Annotated in this window: 24 protein-coding genes and 1 pseudogene; 15 read left to right on the plus strand and 10 right to left on the minus strand. The window is 72.3% G+C overall.

Features of this window, described 5'->3' with window-relative positions; all coding sequences use genetic code 11:
• A pseudogene (locus ETD85_RS44870) lies at positions 1 to 667 on the minus strand (ROK family transcriptional regulator); the annotation flags it as partial.
• Positions 668 to 690: 23 nt separating this feature from the next.
• Between ETD85_RS44870 and ETD85_RS44875 the strand changes: the two are divergent.
• The 10 genes from ETD85_RS44875 (at position 691) to rbsK (ending at position 11,726) form a co-directional block, all read left to right on the plus strand.
• Positions 691 to 1,956 carry an MFS transporter gene (locus ETD85_RS44875; protein WP_276617340.1) on the plus strand — a complete coding sequence of 422 codons (1,266 nt, stop codon included), beginning with the start codon at positions 691 to 693 and terminating at the stop codon, positions 1,954 to 1,956.
• Between the two features lie 209 nt (positions 1,957 to 2,165).
• Positions 2,166 to 3,245, plus strand: coding sequence for a LacI family DNA-binding transcriptional regulator (locus ETD85_RS44880; protein ID WP_138695957.1), 1,080 nt, complete (start codon positions 2,166 to 2,168; stop codon positions 3,243 to 3,245).
• On the plus strand, positions 3,242 to 4,159 hold the full coding sequence (locus ETD85_RS44885; RefSeq protein WP_138695958.1) for a carbohydrate ABC transporter permease: 918 nt from the start codon (positions 3,242 to 3,244) through the stop codon (positions 4,157 to 4,159). The genes ETD85_RS44880 and ETD85_RS44885 overlap by 4 nt, the downstream gene beginning before the upstream one ends.
• Entirely contained in the window at positions 4,156 to 4,974 is an 819-nt protein-coding gene (locus ETD85_RS44890) for a carbohydrate ABC transporter permease (protein ID WP_138695959.1), read from the plus strand. Before ETD85_RS44885 ends, ETD85_RS44890 begins: the two co-directional genes overlap by 4 nt.
• Before the next feature lie 9 nt (positions 4,975 to 4,983).
• On the plus strand, positions 4,984 to 6,294 hold the full coding sequence (locus ETD85_RS44895; RefSeq protein ID WP_138695960.1) for an ABC transporter substrate-binding protein: 1,311 nt from the start codon (positions 4,984 to 4,986) through the stop codon (positions 6,292 to 6,294).
• Positions 6,291 to 7,307, plus strand: coding sequence for an ADP-ribosylglycohydrolase family protein (locus ETD85_RS44900; RefSeq protein ID WP_138695961.1), 1,017 nt, complete (start codon positions 6,291 to 6,293; stop codon positions 7,305 to 7,307). Before ETD85_RS44895 ends, ETD85_RS44900 begins: the two co-directional genes overlap by 4 nt.
• Before the next feature lie 6 nt (positions 7,308 to 7,313).
• The gene (locus ETD85_RS44905; RefSeq protein WP_240779842.1) at positions 7,314 to 8,372 is read left to right on the plus strand and encodes an ADP-ribosylglycohydrolase family protein; all 1,059 of its coding nucleotides are present in this window, start codon (positions 7,314 to 7,316) and stop codon (positions 8,370 to 8,372) included.
• Positions 8,369 to 9,508, plus strand: a complete 1,140-nt coding sequence (locus tag ETD85_RS44910) for an ADP-ribosylglycohydrolase family protein (RefSeq protein ID WP_138695963.1) — start codon at positions 8,369 to 8,371, stop codon at positions 9,506 to 9,508. Before ETD85_RS44905 ends, ETD85_RS44910 begins: the two co-directional genes overlap by 4 nt.
• Positions 9,505 to 10,842 carry an ADP-ribosylglycohydrolase family protein gene (locus ETD85_RS44915; RefSeq protein WP_138695964.1) on the plus strand — a complete coding sequence of 446 codons (1,338 nt, stop codon included), beginning with the start codon at positions 9,505 to 9,507 and terminating at the stop codon, positions 10,840 to 10,842. Before ETD85_RS44910 ends, ETD85_RS44915 begins: the two co-directional genes overlap by 4 nt.
• Entirely contained in the window at positions 10,839 to 11,726 is an 888-nt protein-coding gene (gene rbsK, locus ETD85_RS44920; RefSeq protein ID WP_138695965.1) for a ribokinase, read from the plus strand. Before ETD85_RS44915 ends, rbsK begins: the two co-directional genes overlap by 4 nt.
• 113 nt (positions 11,727 to 11,839) lie before the next feature.
• On the opposite strand, the gene ETD85_RS44925 is transcribed toward rbsK, so the two are convergent.
• Entirely contained in the window at positions 11,840 to 12,343 is a 504-nt protein-coding gene (locus tag ETD85_RS44925; protein ID WP_138695966.1) for an NUDIX domain-containing protein, read from the minus strand.
• A gap of 54 nt (positions 12,344 to 12,397) precedes the next feature.
• Here ETD85_RS44925 and ETD85_RS44930 point away from each other — a divergent pair, with 54 nt between their 5' ends.
• Entirely contained in the window at positions 12,398 to 12,643 is a 246-nt protein-coding gene (locus ETD85_RS44930; RefSeq protein WP_138695967.1) for a hypothetical protein, read from the plus strand.
• 81 nt (positions 12,644 to 12,724) lie between these two features.
• On the opposite strand, the gene ETD85_RS44935 is transcribed toward ETD85_RS44930, so the two are convergent.
• A complete protein-coding gene (locus ETD85_RS44935; RefSeq protein ID WP_138695968.1) occupies positions 12,725 to 13,432 on the minus strand; it encodes a FadR/GntR family transcriptional regulator in 708 nt (235 codons plus the stop codon).
• 217 nt (positions 13,433 to 13,649) lie between these two features.
• On the opposite strand from ETD85_RS44935, the gene leuA reads away from it, so the two are divergent.
• Complete coding sequence (gene leuA, locus ETD85_RS44940; RefSeq protein WP_138695978.1) at positions 13,650 to 15,410, plus strand: 2-isopropylmalate synthase; 1,761 nt, start codon at positions 13,650 to 13,652, stop codon at positions 15,408 to 15,410.
• A 16-nt stretch (positions 15,411 to 15,426) separates the two neighbouring features.
• Here the strand turns inward: leuA and pyrF are convergent, their stop codons facing one another.
• Positions 15,427 to 16,251 carry an orotidine-5'-phosphate decarboxylase gene (pyrF, locus tag ETD85_RS44945; protein ID WP_138695969.1) on the minus strand — a complete coding sequence of 275 codons (825 nt, stop codon included), beginning with the start codon at positions 16,249 to 16,251 and terminating at the stop codon, positions 15,427 to 15,429.
• 148 nt (positions 16,252 to 16,399) lie between these two features.
• On the opposite strand from pyrF, the gene ETD85_RS44950 reads away from it, so the two are divergent.
• Positions 16,400 to 16,876: a DUF2283 domain-containing protein gene (locus ETD85_RS44950; protein ID WP_138695970.1), complete on the plus strand. Its 477-nt coding sequence runs from the start codon at positions 16,400 to 16,402 to the stop codon at positions 16,874 to 16,876.
• A gap of 49 nt (positions 16,877 to 16,925) precedes the next feature.
• Here ETD85_RS44950 and ETD85_RS44955 read toward each other — a convergent pair whose 3' ends face one another.
• Entirely contained in the window at positions 16,926 to 17,288 is a 363-nt protein-coding gene (locus ETD85_RS44955; RefSeq protein WP_138695971.1) for a hypothetical protein, read from the minus strand.
• 103 nt (positions 17,289 to 17,391) lie between these two features.
• On the opposite strand from ETD85_RS44955, the gene ETD85_RS44960 reads away from it, so the two are divergent.
• On the plus strand, positions 17,392 to 18,204 hold the full coding sequence (locus tag ETD85_RS44960) for a Cof-type HAD-IIB family hydrolase (protein ID WP_206059268.1): 813 nt from the start codon (positions 17,392 to 17,394) through the stop codon (positions 18,202 to 18,204).
• Positions 18,205 to 18,280: 76 nt separating this feature from the next.
• On the opposite strand, the gene ETD85_RS44965 is transcribed toward ETD85_RS44960, so the two are convergent.
• The 5 genes from ETD85_RS44965 to ETD85_RS44980 form a co-directional block, all read right to left on the minus strand.
• Complete coding sequence (locus tag ETD85_RS44965) at positions 18,281 to 18,574, minus strand: hypothetical protein (RefSeq protein WP_138695972.1); 294 nt, start codon at positions 18,572 to 18,574, stop codon at positions 18,281 to 18,283.
• Positions 18,575 to 18,626: 52 nt separating this feature from the next.
• Positions 18,627 to 19,196: a TIGR00645 family protein gene (locus ETD85_RS44970; RefSeq protein WP_138695973.1), complete on the minus strand. Its 570-nt coding sequence runs from the start codon at positions 19,194 to 19,196 to the stop codon at positions 18,627 to 18,629.
• A gap of 50 nt (positions 19,197 to 19,246) precedes the next feature.
• Positions 19,247 to 19,393, minus strand: a complete 147-nt coding sequence (locus ETD85_RS63730) for a hypothetical protein (RefSeq protein ID WP_170247173.1) — start codon at positions 19,391 to 19,393, stop codon at positions 19,247 to 19,249.
• 196 nt (positions 19,394 to 19,589) lie between these two features.
• Entirely contained in the window at positions 19,590 to 19,799 is a 210-nt protein-coding gene (locus tag ETD85_RS44975; protein WP_138695974.1) for a hypothetical protein, read from the minus strand.
• Between the two features lie 133 nt (positions 19,800 to 19,932).
• Positions 19,933 to 20,298 (minus strand): winged helix-turn-helix transcriptional regulator, encoded by a 366-nt coding sequence (locus tag ETD85_RS44980; protein WP_138695975.1) that lies wholly within the window; start codon positions 20,296 to 20,298, stop codon positions 19,933 to 19,935.
• A gap of 88 nt (positions 20,299 to 20,386) precedes the next feature.
• Between ETD85_RS44980 and ETD85_RS44985 the strand changes: the two genes are divergently transcribed.
• Positions 20,387 to 21,055, plus strand: a complete 669-nt coding sequence (locus ETD85_RS44985) for an NADPH-dependent F420 reductase (protein ID WP_138695976.1) — start codon at positions 20,387 to 20,389, stop codon at positions 21,053 to 21,055.
• Positions 21,056 to 21,376 lie beyond the last annotated feature (321 nt).

A 21,376-nucleotide genomic window follows, 5' to 3' on the forward strand; every position in this document is an offset into this window, starting at 1 on the left:
GCGGGTGCCCGTCCACGACCAGGACGCCGCCGAGGTCGAAGTCCACGTGCAGGTGCAGGCCGACGCGTACGCCCTGCAGCCGGCCGCGCCGCGCCTCGGCCAGCGCCGCGAACGCGGTGTCGTTCCCGACGATCGGCGTGGGGCCGAGCCCGAGCAGGCGGGGGACGTTCACCGAGCGCCAGCCGAGATGGGCGATGTCCACCAGGCCGCCGGGCCGCACCGGTCCCGCGAGGGCCACCCCGACCCCGGCGACGCGGGAGCCGAGCCGCCGCCCGTGCGCGGCGAGCGCCTCGCCCAGGGAGCCCAGCGCGCCATCCGGGGTGCCGTCGTGGGGCCGTACGCCGAGCACGGTGGCCCGCCCGCCCAGCTCGCACGCCGCCAGCTCCCAGGCGTCCTCCCTGACGTCCACGGCCAGCGCCAGGGGCCCGCGCGGATGCGGTCCCGGCACCTGCGTGGGCCGCCCGCGTACGTGCTCGGGAGCGGGCTCCTCGTGCAGCAGCCCGTCCTCGGCCAGCCCGGCGACGAGCACCGAGGCGGTGCCCCTCGCCAGCCCGAGATCCCGGGTCAGCTGGGACCGGGTGCGGGAGGCTCCGCAGTCGTGCACGGCGCGCAGCAACCTGACCCGGTTGTGCGCGCGAAGCTCGCCGCTGGTCGTAGCTCCGTTCACGTGTCACAGTTTATGCTCTAGTCGTGAACAAAAGCCTCATTGAAGCCAGACGTGCCCGTGTCGCAGTTTTCGGATTCTTCTTTCTTGCCGGTCTGGTGATGGGTTTGTGGGCCGCCGGGCTGCCGTCGCTTAACGACCGCCTCGGCCTCGGCCCCGCCCGGCTGGGCAGCGTGCTGTTGCTGATCTCGGGCGGCGCGCTGGTGTCGATGCTGGTGGCGGGGCGGCTGGTGGACAAGTGGTCGAGCCGGCGGGTGTGCTGGTTCGCCGGGCCGTTCTCCGGGGTGGTCCTGCTCGGGCCCGCGCTCGCGCCCTCGTACTGGACGCTGGCGGTGCTGGCGGTCGTGTTCGGGCTGGGGCTGGGGGTGACCGAGGTCGCCATGAATGCCCATTCCGTCGAGGTCGAGCGCCGCTACGGCAGGCCGATCATCTCGGCCTTCCACGGGACGTGGAGCCTCGGCGGCGCGGCCGGCGGCGGCATCACCTCCCTCGTCCTGCGGGCCGAGCTGGACCCGCAGGTGCTGCTGATCGTGGCCGCGCTGGTGGTCCCGTTCCTGTACGTCCCCGCCGCGCGCCTGCTGCTGCCCGACCCGCCCGCGCACGCCTCCGAGGAGCCGGGCGGCAAGGCGGCGGGCTCGTTGCGCTGGGGGCTGATCGCGCTGCTCGGGCTGGCCGCGTTCGCCGGGCACCTGAGCGAGGGCGCGGCCATCGACTGGGCCGCGCTGCACGCCCGCTGGGTGCTGGAGACCGATCCCGCCGCCGCGCCGCTGGCCTACACGATCTTCTCCGTGGCCATGACCACCGTGCGGCTGCTCGGGGACCCGATCAGGGCCAGGCTCGGGTCGGTGCGCACCATCCAGCTCGCCGGGCTGTTCGCCACGGCCGGCTACGTCCTGGTCCTGGTGGCGCCCCTGACCGGTGAGACGCTGCGGGTGGTGTGCGCCTGGACCGGCTGGGCGCTGGCCGGGGTCGGGCTGGCGACGGTCGTGCCGGTGCTGTTCAGCGCGGTCGGGGCGGCCGGCGGGCCCGTCGGGCGGGCGCTGGCGATGGTGACGGCGTTCGGCTACAGCGGGCTGCTGCTGGGGCCGGCCGTGCTGGGGTACGTGGCCGAGGCGTCGAACCTGCCGACCGCGCTCGTCATCCCGGCCGTCCTGGCCGCCGTCGTGGCGCTCACCGGCTCGCCGGCCATCCGCGCCCTGCTGCGCCACTCCGCCGAACCCGCGCCGGCCGAGTCGCTGTCCGGGTCGGTGTCAGGGTCGTCGCCGGGGCCGTCGTCGGGGGCCGCGTCGTAGCGCGCGCCGCGACATTCCGCCGGTAGGGGCCGGACGCCGACCAGGTGTCCGGCCCTTCGGTTACCTGGCGGATTTGCCGGAATGGGGGCTGACCTGGTGTTATGCGATCGTGACTTGACCTGCAAGTTACGCCCAGGTTTCATATGGCCCACACCGTAAACGTTTACAGGACCTTTGGCGTAAACGTTTACGCCTCAGGAAGGACAGCCTTGGCCGACGGACCCACGATCAACACGATCGCCGAGCGCGCCGGTGTCTCGATCGCCTCCGTCTCGCGGGTCCTGAACGGCCTGCCGACCAGGCAGGACACCGTACGCAAGGTGATGGCGGCCGCCGACGAGCTGGGCTACGTGCGCAACGCCGTGGCCAGGTCACTCAAGTCGCGCCGCACCCACCAGGTCGCCTTCGCCATGGCCGACGTGGGCAACCCCGCCTACCTGGCCATGCTGCGGGAGATCCAGCCGGTGCTGAAGGCCGCGGGCTACCGGCTCGTGCTGCACTCCACCGACGCCGTCGTGGCCGACGAGATCGACGTGCTGCACAGCCTGGGCGAGCGGTACGTGGACGGGCTGATCATGAGCCCGCTGCGGGTCACCGAGACGCACCTGGAGATGCTGGCCGCAGCCAGGGCGCCGGTCGTGATCATCGGCTCGGTGCCGGAGGGCACGCGCGTCGACAACGTCCGCGCGGACTCGCGGACCGGCGTCCGGCTGGCGATCGACCACCTCTACTCGCTCGGCCGCCGCCGGATCGGCATGATCAACGGCCCGCTCGACACCGTGCCCGGCGCCGCGCGCGGGGCCGCGTACCGGGAGGCGCTGGCGGACCTCGACCTGCCCTACGACGAGGACCTGGTGCGGATCGGCGACTTCTACCGCGCGGAAGGGGGCCGCGCGGTGGCGGACCTGCTCGCCGCCGTCCCGGACGTGGACGCGCTCATGTGCGCCAACGACCTGATCGCGCTCGGCGCGCTCGACGTGCTGCGGGCCGCGGGCCGGCGGGTGCCCGAGGACGTGGCGGTGGTCGGCATGGACGACACCGACCTGGCCGCGGCCTCGTGGCCGGCGCTGACCAGCGTCTCGCTCGGGTCCGCCGAGCGTGGCAAGGCCGCCGCGGAGTTGCTGCTCGACCGGCTGCAGGGCGACGACCGCGAGCCCCGGCTGGTCACGGTGCCGCCGCGCCTCGTGGTGCGCGCCTCGACGGTGGGCGACACCGCGCGGCAGGCCATGGGAGACGCAACGGCGTCCGGGGACGCGGGGCGTACCGACGAGAAGGGGAGTGTGGCGTGACGGCGACCGCGACCAGACCGGCGCCGCCGCGCGGCCCGCGCCGCGCCAAGCGGCGCGGGATCTCGCGCCAGACGCGTGAGATGTGGCTGCTCATGCTGCCCGCGCTGGTGCCGGTGCTGCTGTTCAGCGTCGGCCCGCTGCTGTACGGCATCGGGCTGGCGTTCACCGACGCCCGCAACACGCGGGTCCACGAGACGAGCTTCGTCGGCCTGGAGAACTTCGGCCGGCTGCTGACCGACGACGAGTTCTGGTCCTCCTTCAGGATCGGCGCGATCTGGTCGGTGTCCGTGACCGTGCTGCAGTTCCTGGCCGCGCTCGGCCTGGCGCTGCTGCTCAACGAGAAGCTGCGCTTCAGCGGCGTGGCCAGGGTGCTGGCCGTGGTGCCGTGGGCGATGCCGCCGGTGGTCATCGGCCTGATGTGGAAGCTCGTCTACCACCCCGACGCAGGCATCCTGAACGACCTGCTCGGCACGGACATCAACTGGCTGGCCGACTTCTCGCTCGCGCTGCCCGCGATCATCGTGGTCGGCATCTGGACCGGCATGCCGCAGACCACGGTGGTGCTGCTGGCGGGCCTGCAGAGCATCCCGAGCGAGCTCTACGAGGCCGGCGAGGTGGACGGCGCGGGCCGGTGGCGGCGCTTCTGGAACATCACGCTGCCGCAGCTGCGGCCCGTGATCGTGGCCATCACGTCGCTCGACTTCGTGTGGAACATCAACCAGTTCGGCCTGGTCTACGTGCTCACGCAGGGCGGGCCCGGCGGGCAGACGCGGTTGCCGATGCTGTTCGCCTATGAGGAGGCGTTCAGGTACCGGATGGCCGGTTACGCCTCGATGCTCGGCCTGGCCATGGCCATCGTCGTGCTCGCGGTGCTCGGACTGTACCTGTGGCGGCAGATGAGGGAGACCCGATGAGACGCGTCCCGCAGTACGTCGCGCTGGTCGCGTACATCGTCTTCCTGGCCTTCCCGCTGGTGTGGCTGCTGTCCACGGCGCTGAAGACGCCGCAGGAGATGGCGCTGGCGGACCCGACGTGGATCCCGCGCGAGCCGACGCTGGTGAACTTCACCGACGCGTTCGGCGAGCAGGACCTGGCCGGCGCGGCGCTGCGCAGCCTGGTGGTGGCGCTGTTCAGCAGCGTGATCACGGTGCTGATCTCGCTGCCCGCCTCGTACGCCATGGCGCGCCACCGCAGCCTGCTCAACCGGATCGCGATCGGGTGGGTGCTGGTCAGCCAGGTGTTCCCGTTCATCCTGATCATCATCCCGCTCTTCATGATCCTGCGGGACCTGCAGCTCGTGAACACGCTGCCGGGACTGGTGGTCGTGCACGTGACGTTCACGCTGCCGTTCGCGCTGTGGATGCTGCAGGGCTACGTCCGGGCGGTGCCGCGCGAGCTGGAGGAGGCCGCCTCTGTGGACGGCGCCTCCCGGCTGCGCTCGATCGTCAGCGTCGTGGCGCCGCTGCTGGCGCCCGGCGTGGTGGCCACGCTGCTGTTCGCGTTCATCTCGTCCTGGAACGAGTTCATGTTCGCCCTCGTGATCCTGCAGGACCCCGAGGTCATGACGCTCCCGCTCACGCTGGTGAGGTTCACCGGCCCGGAGGGAGTGGCCAGGCTCGGTCCGCTGGCCGCGGCGTCGCTCATGGCGACGATCCCCAGCCTGATCTTCTTCGCAATCATTCAGCGGCGATTGAAGTCCGGCCTTATGGCCGGCGCCGTCAAGGGCTAGGAGGCTCATATGCGAATCAAGTCCGCTCTGGCGGCGGCCGCGATCGCCGCGCTCGCCGCGGGTTGCGGCGGGGGAGGTGGCGGCGGCAGCGAGTCGTCGTCCGCTCCCAACGAGCCGGTGAAGATCAATTTCCTCAGCCTGGCATGGCAGAAGGAATCGGTCGCCGCGAACAAGCAACTCGTGGACGAGTGGAACAAGGCGAACCCCAACATCCAGGTCACCTACGTCCAGGGCAGCTGGGACAACGTCAACGACCAGCTCGTCACGCAGTTCGCCGGCGGCACCGCCCCCGACGTGATCCACAACGACTCGCCCGCGCTGTCCGGCTTCGCCAGCGACGGCTACCTGCTCGACCTTTCGGACAAGCTGCCGGCCGAGCTCAAGAGCGACATCCCGCAGGCCGCCTGGGACACCGTCACATTCGACGGCGGCAAGGGCGAGCAGGGCGTGTACGGCGTGCCGTTCCTGCAGGAGTCGCAGGTCATCATCGCCAACAAGAAGCTGCTCGACGCGGCCAAGGTGCGCATCCCGACCGCGCAGGAGCCGTGGACGTGGGACGAGTTCTCCGAGGCCGCCAAGAAGATGACCAAGGGCGGCACGTTCGGCGTCGCGTGGCCGATGAAGTCGCCGGTCAACAAGACGCTCAACCTGGCGCTCAACTTCGGCGGCACCTTCTTCCAGACCGCGGACGGCAAGACCACCGTCAAGGTCGGCCCGGAGGAGCGTGAGGTGCTGCAGCGCATCCACGACCAGCTCTACAAGGACAAGTCGGCCGACCCGGCCGCGCTCGGCCAGGGCACCGCCGACCCGCTGCCCGCCTTCTACCAGGGCAAGTTCGCGCTGCTGCCGGCCGGCGTCTACCTGCGCCAGCAGGTCGTGGAGCAGGCTCCCGACGGCTTCGACTGGGTGACGCTGCCGGCGCCGAAGGGCACCAGCGCGCAGCAGGGCGCGGTGTCGCAGACCCTGTCGATCGCGCAGGAGAGCAAGCACGCCGACGAGGCCATGAAGTTCATCTCGTTCTTCCTGAACGGGACCAACCAGGCCAAGCTCGCCAAGGGCGACTGGCTGCTGCCGACCTCGCAGACGGCCGCCGCCGACCCCGGGATGACGACCGAGGAGAACGGGTGGGACATCGCGACCGCCTCGGCCAAGAACCTCGTGGTGGCGCCGTTCCTCAAGGTGAACGGGTTCGACGAGTGGAAGAGCAAGGTCGCCACGCCGGCCCTGCAGGAGTACTTCGCCAATAAGATCACCATCGACGAGGTGGCCAAGCGGCTCGTCGAGGACGGCAACAAGGTGTTGGAGCGTTACCAGCGGTGACTGAGGGCGACCCGTTGAAAGACCGGGCCCGGGGGTGTCTGCTCGGCCTCGCGGCCGGCGACGCCCTCGGGGCTCCGGCCGAGAACCTGACGCCGGCGGAGATCCGGCGGCGTTGGGGGCGGCTGACGGAGATCGAGGGCGGCGGCACGGACGACACCGAGTACGCCATCTTCGCCGCGTCGCTGCTGATCCGGCACGGGCACGGGCTGACGCCGGCCGACGTGGCGCGGGCGTACCGGGAAGAGATCATCCCGCTGATCGCGGGACCGATGCGCGGGGCCGGCTTCTCCGAGCTGGGCACCATCGAAGCGCTTCGCCGGGGCCTGGAGCCGCCGCTCACCGGGCTGGTGCACTCGCACGGCTGGTCGGACGGGCTCGCCATGCGGGCCGCGCCGTACGGGATCTTCTGCCCGGGCGACCCGGCCGAGGCGGCCCGGCTGGTGGAGCAGGACGGCCTGGTCAGCGGATCGGGCGAGGGGATTCTCGGCGGGCGCGCCATCGCCGGGGCGGTGGCCGCCGCGATGGGCGGGGCCACCCCACGCGAGGTGGTGCGCGCCGCGCTGTCCGTGATCCCGCAGGACTCGTGGACGGCCCGCGACATCGTACGGGCGTGCGCGGCCGTCGGCTGGGACCCGTCCGGTGACGACGCCGGCGCGACCGGAACGCTGACCGAGGCCCGGCAGGAGGCGCTGACCGAGGCGCTGCACGAGGCCGTGGTCGTCAGGCACTACCCGTGGACCGACATCGCACCCGAGGCGGTGGCGCTGGCGCTGGCCGCGTTCCTGGTCGGCGACGGAGACGTGGAGGCGTCCGTGACGTTCGGGGTGAGCCTGGGCAGGGACGCCGACACGATCGGCGCGATCGCGGGCGCGGTCGCCGGAGCCCTGCGGGGCGAGGGCGGCGTGCCCGAGCGCTGGGCCGCCCGGATCGGGCCGGTGACCGGCAAATGCCTGCCCGTCGTGGCCGGGAAACACGTGCTGGACGTCGCCGGCGAATTGGCGGAAGGACTGTAGATCACAATGTCGGGGGACAGAATCAGGGGGGCCTTCGCGGGGCTCGCCGTCGGTGACGCCGCGGGCTGGCCCGCGAGCAGGCACCGGGCGGCCCTGCACGCCCCCTGGAGCAGGCGATTGCACAGGGAGCTGGACGCGTTCGCGGAGGACCACGGGGTGACCACGCTCCCGGTGCCCTTCGCGCTCAACCAGCCCACGGCCCCGCTGGCGCTCGGCCCGTCCGATGACGCCGAGTGGCTCGCCTGGACGGCGTTGACGATCGACCGGCCGCGGGCCGAGGCGTTCGGAGAGCTGGCCGCCGCGCGGGCCCGCCGTGACGCGAGCCAGGCGGGAGGCGCCCAGGCGAGCGGCGCCGAGCGCGAGATCAGGGCGCGCATCTCGGTGGTCACCGCGCTCGACAACCTGGCCAAGGGCGTCGAGCCGCCCGCGTCCGGCCACGACAACCCGCACCATTTCGACGACGCGGCCGCCATCAGGGCCGTCGCGTTCGGAGCTCTGGGACGGGACCCCACCCAGGACGCCCAGGTGACCAACGCCGCGGACGGCGTGCTCGGCGCCCAGGCCATGGCCGCCGCCGTGGCCGAGGCGGTGGCGTCCGGCTCGGCGGCCCGCGCGGTCGAGGCGGCGCTGGCCGTGCTGCCGCAGGACACCGCCATCGGCCACAACGCGCGCGTGGCGCTGGCCGTGGCACGCAAGGCGGGAGACCCGTTCGCCGCGGTCCCCGCACTGGACGCCGCGCTGCTCGACCGCGTCTACAGCTACGGCGTGGGAGCCGCCCAGACGGTGCCGGTGGCGCTGGCGCTGGCCGAGGTGTCGGGCGGCGAGCTCGGCCGGGCCGTGCCCGCGGCGGTCTGCCTGGCCGCGCTGGCCGACTCGGCGCCCGCGCTGGCCGGAGCGCTGGCGGGTGCCTGCGGCGGGTACGACGCGATCCCGGAGGGGTGGATCGCGTCGGCCCGCACGCTGGCCGGTTGCTGCCTGCCCGACCTGGCGGGCATGGACCTGATCGAACTAGCGAGTAACTTGACGGACAAACGCACGGACGACCGCACGGAGGGAATCGCATGACGCCGCTTGAGGACAGGGCCACCGGGTGCGTGGCGGGAGCGGCGGTCGGTGACGCGCTGGGCGGCGCCACCGAGGGCTGGACTCCTGAGCAGATCGTCGACCGGTACGGCGGCCGCGTCGAGGGCATCGTGCCCCCGTACAACGAGGACTGGCGCAACGCCAGGCCGATCGCGCCCTATCACAAGGGCGACGGCCACATCACCGACGACACGTTGATGACGCACGCCCTCATCCGCGTGTACGAGAAGACCGGCGGGCACCTCGGGGCCTACTCGATGGCCGAGCACCTGGTGCCCGAGCTGATGGGCGAGAAGCGGTGGATCCCCGAGCTGGAGGCCGAGGCGCTGCCGCTGCAGCGGATCTTCCTGGCCGAGAAGTGGATCGTGGCCCGGCTGCACTACGGGCACGTGGACCCGCGCGAGGCCGGTGTCGGAAACATCGTGAACTGTGGCGCGGCCATGTACGTCGCCCCCGTCGGCATCGTGAACGCCGCCGACCCCGACGCCGCCTACGCCGAGGCGATCGATCTGGCCGGCGCCCACCAGTCGAGCTACGGCCGCGAGGCCGCCGGGATCATGGCCGCCGCAGTCGCCGAGGCCATGCGGCCGGGGGCCACGGCCGACTCCGTGGTCGCCACCTGCCTGCGCCTGGCCAAGGACGGCACCAGGGCGGCCATCGAGTCGGTCTGCGAGGCCGCGGCCGGGCTGGGGCACTGGGACGGGTCGTTCGAGACGCTGCGCGCCGCCATGCGGCCGTACGACACGGTCGCCGACACCTACCGCGACCAGGGGCTGGGAGCCCGCCGGCCGAGCCGGGTGCACAGCATCGAGGAGCTGCCGCTGGCGCTGGCGTTCCTGGTGATCGCCAAGGGCGACTACCGCGACACCGTGCTCGGCGGGGTCAACTACGGGCGCGACGCCGACTCGATCGCGTCCATGGGCGGGGCCATCGCGGGCGCGCTCGGCGGGCTCGCCTCCGTGCCGCAGGAGTGGGTCGAGCAGGTGGCGACGGCCAGCCGTACGGACCTGGTGGCTCCCGGGCTGGCGATCGCCGAGGTGGCGCGCCGGGTGCACGCCGACGACCTGGCCCGGCGGCGCGGCCACGAGGCCGCCTTCGCCGACCTCGACCGCCGATGATCCGCCTCACCTGGGTCCAGCCGGAGGACCTGATCGGCCACGAGCTCCGCCAGGCCGCCGAGGACGGCCGCCACCCCGGGCGGGTGGCGGAGATCGCGCGGCGCTGGCACGCGGCCGGCGGCCACGACGCGCCGCCGCGCGCCGGGGCCTCCGAGCCCGGCGCCGCACGGCTGCGCGGGCTGGCCGAGGAGCTGCTGGACGAGCTGGCGGCCGTCCCCTCGCCGCTCGACGAGCCCTCGGAGCTGGCGGCCGTCATCGCCGCGTGCCCGTCCTGGCCGCGGCCGGCGGACGCCGTCGAGGTGGATCCCGCGAGGGTGCTGGGCGCGTGGCTGGGCCGGGCGGCCGGGTGCGTGCTGGGCAAGCCGGTCGAGAAGATCCCGCGGGCCGGCATCAGGGAGATCGCGGAGGCGACCGGCAACTGGCCGATCCGCGGCTGGTTCACGGCGAAGGGGCTGCCGGACGACGTCGCCGCCCGCTGGCCGTGGAACCGCCGCAGCGCCGTCAACTCGCTGGCCGAGAACATCGACGGCGTCCCCGAGGACGACGACCTCAACTACCCGCTGCTGGCCCTCTCGGTCCTGGAGCGCCACGGGCGCGGCTTCACCACCGCCGACGTGGCCAAGCTGTGGCTGGACGAGCTGCCCGCCGGCCGTACGTTCACCGCCGAGCGGGTCGCCTACCGCAACCTCCTCGACGGGATCGAGCCGCCGGGGACGGCCACGTACCGCAACCCGTTCCGCGAGTGGATCGGCGCGCTGATCAGGACCGACGTGTACGGCTGGATCAATCCGGGCGACCCGGGCGCGGCGGCGGAGCTGGCCTGGCGCGACGCCCGGCTCACGCACACCGCCAACGGGATCTACGGGGCGATGTTCGTGGCCGCGATGTGCGCCGCATCCCTGGTGGCCACGTCGGCCGAGGAGGTCGTGCGCGCGGGGCTGTCCGTGGTGCCGCGGCGCTCGCGCCTGCACCAGGCGGTCAGCCTGGCCGTCGAGGACGCCGCCCGTGAGGACGACTTCGAGCGTGTCATCGACCGCCTGCACGAGCGCCATGGGAACCTGCACTGGGTGCACACGATCAACAACGCGGCCCTGATCGCCGCCACGCTGATCCACGGTCGCGGCGACTTCACCGCCACGATCGCCGGTGCGGTCGCCGGCGGCTGGGACACCGATTCGGCGGGCGCCACGGCCGGGTCGATCGCCGGCGCCCTGAACGGCGGGGTGCCGGAGCGCTGGCGCATGCGCAACAGCCTGGCCAGCAGCCTCACCGGTTTCGACGGGGTGGGTCTGGACGTGCTGGCCGCACGTACGCAGGAGATGATGAAGCCATGATCTCGGTTTTCGGCAGCGCCAACATGGACCTCGTCGCGTACGTCTCCGAAGCCCCCAAGCGAGGCGAAACGGTCACCGGGCACCGATTTCGCACCGTGCCCGGCGGCAAGGGCGCCAACCAGGCGATCGCCGCCGCCCGAGCCGGCGCGGAGGTGTCCTTCCTCGGGGCGGTCGGCGACGACGGGTTCGGGGCCGAGATGCGCTCCACGCTGACCGAGGCCGGTGTGGACGTGCACGGCCTGCGGCAGGTGCCGGGGCCCAGCGGCATCGCGCACATCGTGGTGGACGACGACGGCGGCAACTCGATCATCGTCGTCCCCGGCGCGAACGGCACCATCACCGGCCCTTCGGGCGGCGACCTCGCCACCATCGCCCGGTCCCGCGCGCTGCTGCTCCAGCTTGAGCTGCCGATGGCGGCGGTCGTGGCGGCGGCGCAGGCCGGCCAGGTCTCCGGCGTGCCCGTCATCCTCACCCCCGCCCCCGCGCAGCCGCTGCCGGACGACCTGCTCGACGCGGTGACGACCATCGTCCCGAACGAGCACGAGGCCGCCGCGCTCACCGGGGTCAAGGGGGTGGAGGCCGCCCTGGACGCGCTGCTGGAGCGGGTCGAGGAGGTCGTGATCACGCTCGGCTCCGAGGGCGCCCTGTACGGCTCCCGCTCGGGGGCGCGGCTGCGGGTCCCGGCCGACGAGGTCAAGGCGGTGGACACGACGGCGGCGGGCGACACGTTCGTGGGCGCGCTGGCCGTGGCGCGGTCGGAGGGGCTGGACGTGGCGCAGGCCATGCGGTTCGCGTCGGTGGCGGCGGGGCTGTCGGTGCAGCGTGAAGGCGCCAGCACCTCGATGCCGACGCGCCGGCAGATCGAGGACGCGCTCGGCCGGTGACCACGACGGCGGCCCGCCTGCCAGGTCGGCCCGCTTGCCGGGTCTGCCCGCCTGTTTGATCTGCCCGCCTGTTTGATCTGCCTGCCCGGCCGCGCCGGCGGCTCCGCGCGCTGTCAGTCGTGCATGAACGACAGCCGCGCGGGGGCGGCGGGCCGGACGCCGGCCAGCAGGTCCGGCAGCAGCGCGGCCAGGCCGGGCGGGAAGACCCGCTCCTCGGTCGCCGCCAGCTCGTCGGCACGCCACCAGCGGTTTCCCAGGAGCCACTGCTCCTTCTCATAGCCCTGCAGCCCGGCCGGCTCGACGGTCGCCGACCGGACGCGGGCGAAGAAGTAGGTGTGGACGCTGTAGAAGTGCCGGCCGAGGTTGGACCACGGGCCCTCGTTGACCGCCACCGGGTCGCCGAGCGCGGCCGGGTCGAGGACGTGGCCGGTCTCCTCCAGCGCCTCGCGCGCCGCCGCCTCGGCCGGGGTCTCGCCGGTCTCGATGCCGCCGCCGGGCAACTGCCAGGAGAGCTCGGATGGCCAGGGGTCCGGCGGCACGAACCGGAACAGCAGCACCCGGTCGTCGGGATCGGCCAGGATCACGCGGGCGGTGGGACGCAGGGTGGGGCTGGACACGGTCGCACGCTAGCAAACCGGTTCGGCGGGGGTTGAGGGGGCAAGGGGGTGACTATGAGCGACACATCCGACGAGTTGCCCGAGGCCGTGGTGGGCGCCGAAGGCGAGAGCGACGTCGTCGCCGAGCGGTCGGGCGCAGGCACGCCCAGGAGCCGCAGGCCCGTGCCGGCCGACCCGCCAGAGGCACGGGACGAGCCGGAGCACGAGCGCGAGCGCGAGGACGGGCCGGAGCTTGAGCGCGAGGACGGGCCGGACGAGGGCGACGAGGTCATCCGCCCGGACGCCGGCCCCACCGGCTGACCGCACGACCACGGCGCCCGGCCTGGACCACCGCGCCTCGGCCTGGACCACCGTGCCGGCCATAGCGGGGCGGTGCTCGGGTCAGCGTGGCTTGCCGTGGAGATGGGCGAGGGTCTGCTCCAGCTCCGCCTGCAGGATGCCGCTGGCCGCCTCCGCGTCCCCGCGCCGGATCGCCGCCACCAGCGCCGCATGCGTGTCGTGACCTGGATTGCGGTCATGGGCGCGCAGCCCGAGCTCCTCCACCAAGCCGATCAACCCGTCGCGCAACGCCGGCGCGAACTCCGCGAACAAGTCGGTGAGCACCGGATTGCCCGCCGCCGACACCACCGCCGCGTGCAGGGCGATGTCCGCGTCCACGAACGCCGCGTCGTCCCCCTCCGCCGCCCGCTCCCGCGCCTCGAGCGCCGACTCCAGCGCCGCCACGTCCTCGTCGGTACGCCGCCCGGCGGCCAGCCTGGCGGACTGGGTCTCCACCATCATGCGCACTTCGTACACGTCCGTGATGGCGGCTCGCCGCAGCCGCGCGGACCAGTCCTCGCCCGGCCCGGTCGCCGGCTCCGTGGCGATCACGAACACCCCTGACCCCTGCCTGGCCTGCACCAGCCCCGCGCCCGCCAGCGCCCGCAGCGCCTCGCGGACCGTCGAGCGCCCCACCCCCAGCGCCTTGGCCAGCGCGTTCTCCCCGGGCAGGCGGGTGCCGACCGGCCACTCGCCCTTCGTGATCTGCTCGCGGAGGTGCTGGGTGGCCTGCTCGACGAGCGGGCTCGGGCGTAGGGCGCCTAGCGGCATGGTCGAAAACCTCTCAGCTTGTCTGAGGACCTGTGTTGTGGTTAGTGTAGCCGTCATGATGTCGCACGGTCTCCTTCTCGGCCGCCGCGGCGGGGCCTGACCGGACCGGCACCCCGCCGCGGTGATCAGCGGTGCCGCCGGTCCACCCGACCAGGGACAGTGACCGACAGAGAAGGACGAGATCGTGTACGACTGGAACCGGCAGCGCCCGAGCAGCATGCCCTACCACCGCTACAAGCCCGCCCACGAGCGCGTCGAGGTGCGGCTCGAAGGCGGCCGCGAGTGGCCCGCGCGCCGCATCACCCACGCACCGCTCTGGGTCCCGGTGGACCTGCGCGACGGCAACCAGGCGCTGGCCGAGCCGATGGACCCGGCTCGCAAGCGCCGCATGTTCGACCTGCTCGTGGCCATGGGCTTCAAGGAGATCGAGGTCGGCTACCCCTCCTCCAGCCGGCTGGACTTCGACTTCGTCCGCGACCTGGCCGTGCCCGGCGTGGTGCCGGAGGACGTGACCGTGGTGGTGTTCACGCCGGCCAGGAAGGACCTGATCGAGCGGACGTTCGCCTCGATCGAGGGCCTGCCGCGCGCGGTCGTGCACCTCTACACCGCCACCGCGCCCACCTGGCGCAACGTGGTGCTCGGCCATGACAGGGACGAGCTGCGCGCGCTGATCAAGGATGCCGCCGGGCACGTGGCCCGCCTGGCGGAGGGGCTGCCGGTGCGGTTCGAGTTCTCGCCGGAGGTGTTCAACCTCACCGAGCCGGACTACGTACTGGAGGTCTGCAACGACCTCACCGCCCTCTGGGACGCCGCGCCGGACCGCCCCGTGATCCACAACCTGCCCGCGACGGTCGAGGTCGCCACCCCCAACGTGTACGCCGACCAGATCGAGTACATGCACCGCCACCTGGACCGCAGGGACGCGGTGATCCTCTCCGTGCACCCGCACAACGACCGGGGCACCGGCGTGGCCTGCGCCGAGCTGGCCCTGCTGGCCGGGGCGCAGCGGGTGGAGGGCTGCCTGTTCGGCAACGGCGAGCGCACGGGGAACGTGGACCTGGTGACGCTGGCGCTCAACCTGCACTCCCAGGGCGTCGATCCCATGCTGGACCTCTCCGACATCGACGAGATCCGGCGCGTGGCCGAGCACTGCAACCGCCTGCCCGTGCCCGACCGGCACCCGTACGCGGGCGACCTCGTCTACACCGCCTTCTCCGGCACCCACCAGGACGCCATCCGCAAGGGCCTGGCCCACCACGCCAAGCAGGCGGCCGAGCTGGGCGTCGCGCCGGAGCAGGCGCCGTGGGACGTGCCGTACCTGCCGATCGACCCCGCCGACGTGGGACGGGACTACCAGGCGGTCATCCGCGTCAACAGCCAGTCGGGCAAGGGTGGCATCGCCTACCTCCTGCACACCCGCTACGGCCTGGAGCTGCCCAGGCGGCTGCAGATCGACTTCTCCTCCGTCGTCCAGCAGGCGACCGACGGCACCGGCGAGGAGATCACGGCCGAGCAGCTCTGGGAGCTCTTCACCGCCACCTACCTGGCGCCGGGGGAGAGCGGCACGCTGGCCGAGTGGCGCACGGTGGAGATCGGGCCCGGCGAGCACGAGTTCGCCGGCACGCTGCGGTCGGGGCGGGCGCTGCGCGGCACCGGCAACGGCCCGCTGTCCGCGCTGACCGCGGCGCTGGCCGCAGACGGGCTCGACGTGGACATCCTGCACTACGCCGAGCACTCCATGGCGCCGGGCCCGGCCAGCCGCGCGATGGCCTACGTGGAGGCCCGCGTCGGCGGCGTCACCTCCTGGGGCGCGGGCCAGGACACCTCCGTGCTGACGGCCTCGATCCACGCGGTGCTGGCCGCCGTCAACCGCGTCATCGCCGTCAACCGCGCCATCGCGGCCGACCCCGGCCAGGAGCCTGGCGACCTCGGCCAGGAGCCTGGCGACCCCCGCCAGAAGCCCGGCGACGCCCGCTAGGAGCAGGGTGCGCCGCTCACCTCTGGTCGGCGACGCCGGAGGCCAGGTGAGCGGTGCACTCGTCGCGGTAGTGGAGGGTGCGGGCGCGCAGCCGTTTTGGGTCGGCCAGCACGGCCCTGGAGACCGAGGGCAGGACGGCGTCGCGTACGGACCCGAACAGCCGGGCCACGTCGGCGGGCTCGGCGCCCTGGGCGCCCAGCCCCGGAGCGAGAATGGGCCCGTTGAGCCCGTCCAGCGAGTGTTCGAGCGTCGGCAGCGTGGCGCCCATCACCACCCCGACCGGCCCGAACGGCGAGTGGCCCGCGTTTGCCGCGGCGGCCGCTTCGAGCACCTGTCCAGCGACGAGCCGCTGTAACGGCGCGGCCTCCGGGTTCGACGTGCGGGCCAGCACGAACACGCCGGCGTCGTTGGCCACAGCGGAGATGATCGCCCCCTCCAGCGACCCGAACCCGAGGTACGGGCTCAGCGTCACCGCGTCCACGGCCAGCGGGCTGCCCCGGTCGAGGTAGGCCTCCGCGTAGGCGGCCATGGTGCTGTCGATGTCACCGCGCTTGGCGTCGAGCAGCACCAGCGTGCCGGCCTCGCGCAAGTCCGCGATGGTGCGTTCCAGAACGGCGATGCCGCGGCTGCCCCAGCGCTCGAAGAAGGCCGACTGCGGCTTGACCACGGCCGCCACGTCGCTCACGGCGTCGACGACCGTGCGGCTGAAGCGTTCGAGCCCGGCGGGGGAGTCGTCCAGCTCCCAGGCGGTCAGCAGCGCCGGGCTCGGATCGATGCCCACACAGAGCGGTCCGAATTTGTCGAGCCTGGCTCGCAGGCGTGTTCCGAACGACTCGTTCATCGGGAAAGGCCCCCTTTGCGATCGTAGGCAGACTAGCTCGCGGCGGCCCCACGCCGGAATGCCAAGTCCATCGACGATATGGGATGGAGCCCCATCTCAGAAGGTGAGCGAGTCTTCCATGTGGGGCCACGGGGGTAGATGAGCAGATATGTACGAGATCGCCCATCGGGTGCTGGCGCTGCGTACCGATCCGCCGCGTGACGTCGTCGTCACCATAGGCGTGCCGTATGAGGAGCCGACGGGCGAGTGGTCGTGCCCGTACCGGATCGACGGGCTCGACGGGTGGGAGCACGAGCGGAAGGTCTCGGGGGTCGACTCGCTGGAGGCGGTCGAGCTGGCGACGGTCATGGTGCGGGCGGCGCTCGCGGGCTCGCACGAGGCCAAGGCGGGGCTGCTGGAGTGGGACGAGGCGCCGGCGAGCCGGCGCACGCAGACGGTGTACGTGAGCTGGGACAAAGACCGCGATATCGCTTATATCGCGATGAAGCATGAGCTGGTCCCGGGCGACGCCGTCCGGCAGGTCGTGGCGGAGGACGTCGTGCTCGACTTCGGGGACTCGGGGCGGCTGGTGGGCCTGGAGCTCATGAACGCGGCCGCCCGCCTCCCCTCGGAGATGCGCATCTAGCCGCGCCCGGGGTCGGAGGTGCGCATCCGGGCGTGTCCGGGAGGCGTGCTCAGCGTGATGACAACAGCCACCGCCAGCGCGGCAGCTCCAGCACCACGGTGACCACGGCCAGCACCGACACCAGCGCCGCCACGACCGCGTGCCAGGCCACCCAGGCCGCCGCCACCGCGGCCACGAGCTGCAGGACGACCAGCGCGATCGTCACCGGGCCCGGCACGGCGACGATCACGTTCCGCTTGTCGCCCGGAGTGGAGAACAGGGTCGGCAGCCCGATCAGCACCACGACGGACAGCACGGCCAGGACGACGGAGTGCGGGGCCAGCGCCCATGGGGTGGCGACCCAGGCGACGAGCTCCGTGGCGAACCGGAACGCGGAGGCCACGCGATCGTCCGGGCGAGGAGTGGAGGACACGCGCGTACCCTACAGTTCCCCTCCCGGAGACGGACGCGGGCCCCCGCACGATCTCCTGACCTGGCGGCTCAGGATAATCGGCTCTGTGACCTCACCTCGCTCTGTGACCTCACCGCACGACGGAGCCCCTCCCCGCATCGTGGCCACCGACCTCGACGGCACCCTGCTCACCTCGGAGGGCACCGTCTCCGCCCGGACCAGAAGGGCTCTGCAGTCCGCCCGAGCCGCCGGAGCGGAGATCGTGTTCGTCACGGCCAGAGCGCCGCGCGGCGTCCGGGCGATCGCCGAGGAGGCCGGCGTCAGCGGCCTGGCGATCTGCAGCAACGGCGCCGTCGTCTACGACCTGGCCACCGACGAGATCGTCGAGAGCCACCCGCTCGACGCGGTCCCGGCGAGAAGGGTCGCGGCGACCCTGGCGGAGGCGCTGCCCGGCATCGGGCTGGCCGTCGAGACGGGCCGGAACGTGCTGACCGAGGCCGCCTACACCAGGCGGCACGCCCAGGACCTGGCCGCCTACCGCGAGGTGGTCTCCGTCTTCGAGGAGAACGAGCCCATCGTCAAGCTGCTGGCCATGTCCTCCGCGCACACGGCGGACGAGATGTTCACGGCCGTGGTGGCGGCGATCGAGGGGCTGGCCGAGGTCACGCACTCCGGCGTCGAAGGGCTGCTGGAGATCAGCGCTCCCGGGGTGACCAAGGCGGGCACGCTGGACCGGCTCTGCAGCCGGCGGGGAGTGACGGCCGAGGAGGTCGTGGCGTTCGGCGACATGCCCAACGATCTGGCCGTGCTCGCCTACGCGGGGGCCGGATACGCCATGGCCAACGCGCACCACCTGGTGCTGGCCGCGACGGAGCGCCGGACGCTGTCCAACGACGAGGACGGGGTGGCGGCGGTGCTGGAACGCCTCTACGGCTGACGCCCTGACGTCGCCTGGCCGCATTGCCGCCCGAGTGCCCGCCCGCCCTGCGCGGACGGGCGGGCACGTAGGGGCCTCACGCGTCGTCGTCCGACACCCGCGAGGTGTCCTTGCAGGTGCTGGGCGCCTTGCTGAGCAACGACAGCACCCCGCCGCAGGTGCTCACCGGCAGCGACACGGGCTCGACGATCTCGTCATTGAAAATGATCACATTGCCGATGAGAGAGGTCGAGCCCTGCTTGGCGTCGGCGTACGCGGCGCCGGGGAGCAGCGCACCCCCGAGCACGACGCCGGCCACAGCAGCCACCACAACGCCCACCGCAGTGCCGGCTACGGTGCCGTGCGCCGCGGCGGAGGAGCCCGTTCGCATCAGAAGCCCCATCCCCGGTGGGGCCGCGGCCCCCTCCGGCGATCGAGTGGGGCTAGGCAACGGCCCGCTCCGGCTGCCGTTCCGCAGCCTCCTCGGAGTGACCGGTGCCGTGCTTTGGGCGGCCGGCCGCCATGATCCGATCGATCAGGGCCAGGGCCAGGGCCGAGACCACGAACGTCAGGTGGATGAGTGTTTTCCATATCAGCTCTCTGTCGGTGACGGCGGGTCGCGACGCGTTGATGAATATCTGCAGGAGATGGATGGACGAGATCCCGATGATCGCCATGGCCAGCTTGACCTTGAGCACGTTCGCGTTGACGTGCGAGAGCCATTGCGGCTGGTCGGGATGTCCCTCGATGCGCAGCCGTGAGACGAACGTTTCGTAGCCGCCGATGATGACCATGATGAGCAGGTTGGAGATCATCACGACGTCCACCAGGCCGAGGACGATCAGCATGACGGTGGTCTCCGGCGGCGTGCCGCCGAACCCGAGCTGGACCAGATGGATCAGCTCCATCATGAACCGCCACACGTAGACGACCTGAGCGACGATCAGGCCCAGATAGAGAGGCGCCTGGATCCATCGGCTGAGGAACATGCAGTAGCCGACACGCCCGAGCATCGTCCGTGGCCCCGTCGGTGTTTCGGCCACGGGCAGCTGCGCGAGCCGCACTAGGACGTCAGGATGTTGACGTGCTGGACCCAGGCCTCAACATCGACGAGGGGTGGTTTGTCCGAGCTGAGGTAGTCGAGGGTGATCGGGGGTGTGGCGGCCGCCAGCGCGAGCGCTGTGAGGGCGGTCAGGACTCGGACCTTCAACGGAACTCCTTGCTGCTTGGACGCTGCTGCTCGAACGCTGCTTGAACAACGTTGCTCGAACGCTGCTTGGAACAACGCTGCTTGGACGCTGCTGCTTGAACACGGTCGTTGCGCTGTCGGATGCGGAGGCCGGGACTTGAGCGGCGCGGCGGATCCCGCCGCGCCGCCTACACCGGTGTCCCGGCAGCCGGGCAGGTCAGGGCGCCAGGCAGGCGACTCCGGGCACCTCGGCGGGGACGCCGGGCGCGGTGGGGTCGACCAGCGTGGTGGCGTCCGCGGCCGAACTGCTCAGGCAGGTGCCTATCCCGATCGGGTCCACCACCGCATGGGAGGCGGGAGCGGTGATCAGGGTGACGGCGCCGGCGAGAGCGGCCGCGGCGGCGATCCTGCGGGGGGCGAGAACCATGGAACCTCCTGGGTAAACGCAATGAACAGCCTTGGTCTAGCTACCCAGAGTAGTCATTGCGTAACACTCGGTTCAACGAAACGGTTCGGTCTTTTCCGCAGGTGAGGCGGGGTGATAGTGGCCTGGCGGCAGGTTACGCGCGTTCCTGGGCGGCGGAGTCGGACTCCCAGCGGTCCTGGGCGGCGAGCACGTCGTCGGCATGGGTGGAGGCCCAATCGCCGAAGGCTTCGAGCGCGGGCAGGAGCGTGCGGCCCAGGTCGGTCAGCTCGTACTCGACCCTGGGCGGGGCCTCCGCGTAGGTGTGCCGCGTCACCAGGCCGTTGAACTCCAGGCGGCGCAGGGTCTCGGTGAGGACCTTGGCGCTGATGCCGCCGATCTGCGCGCGCAGCAGCACGGGGCGGCGCGGCCCGTGGCGCAGGGCCCAGAGCACGACCGCGTTCCAGGTGTTGCCGAGCAGGTCGAAGGCGAGCCTGGCCTGGCAGTCCGCGATGAACAACACGAGCCTCCGTTAGGCACCACTTGGTGTGCGACGACATCCCTACTGTCCTTCGTACAAGTAAACCCCTTTCACCAATCGGAGGACGAACATGCGCATCGGGATCCTCGGCGCCGGCGGGATGGCGGACGCTCTGGGCACGCAGTGGGCCAGGGCCGGGCATGAGGTGATGATCAGCGGCCGGGACGCGGACCGGGCCGCCGCCCGCGCCGCCGCCATGACCGCCGAGGCAGGCGCCCCGGCTGGGGCGGCGGGCGGGGTGCGGGCTGGGAGCTGGACGGACGCGGCCGCGTTCGGGGACGTCGTGATGGTGGCCGTCAGAGCGGCCGGGATCGTCGCCGTGCTGGAGGAAGCGGGTACGGCGATGCGCGGCAAGCCCGTCATCGACGTCACCAACGCCCCGGGCCCCGACAAGTACGACCCCGCGCGACCGCTGGCCAACCTGATCAGCGACCTCACCGGCGGTCACGTGGTGAAGGCGTTCAACCTGTGCAACGTGGACGTGTGGCGGATGACACCGCCGGTGTTCGACGGCAGGCCGCTGGCGGTGCCGCTGTGCGGGGACGATTCGGCGGCCAAGGAGAGCGTGGGGAGGCTGGTGGCCGACCTCGGGTGCACGCCTGTGAACGGGGGCGGGCTCGACCGGGCGACGCTGCTGGAGGCCACGGCCGCGTTCGTGATCGGCCTGTGGTTCGGGGGCGCCGACGCCCAGGCCATCCTGCCGCCGCTGGCGTCCTCGGGCTCGCACCAGCCGGCCTGAGCCCGCTCCGATGTACACCGCGTACACCTGTGTCGCGGGCGGACCCGGGTGTACGCCGGGGACCCCTGGTGTACACCGGACGTCGTAGCGGGGATCACGACGGGTGGCGGATGCCGGGCGGCGGTCGCCGCAAGATCCTGGAGGTCTTCATACGAGGACGAAGGAGAACTCCAGTGGTCACCCAGGTCGTCAAGGGGAGCGGGTACGTGACCGCGTTCAAGGCCGTCGCCGTACTCAACACGCTGGCCGTGCTCGTCCAGGCGGTGACGGCCGGGCAGCTCATGGGCGGGGGATGCTCCCGGCTCCTATACACATCTGACT

The sequence above is a fragment of the Nonomuraea zeae genome (assembly GCF_005889725.1).
GTDB lineage: Bacteria > Actinomycetota > Actinomycetes > Streptosporangiales > Streptosporangiaceae > Nonomuraea > Nonomuraea zeae.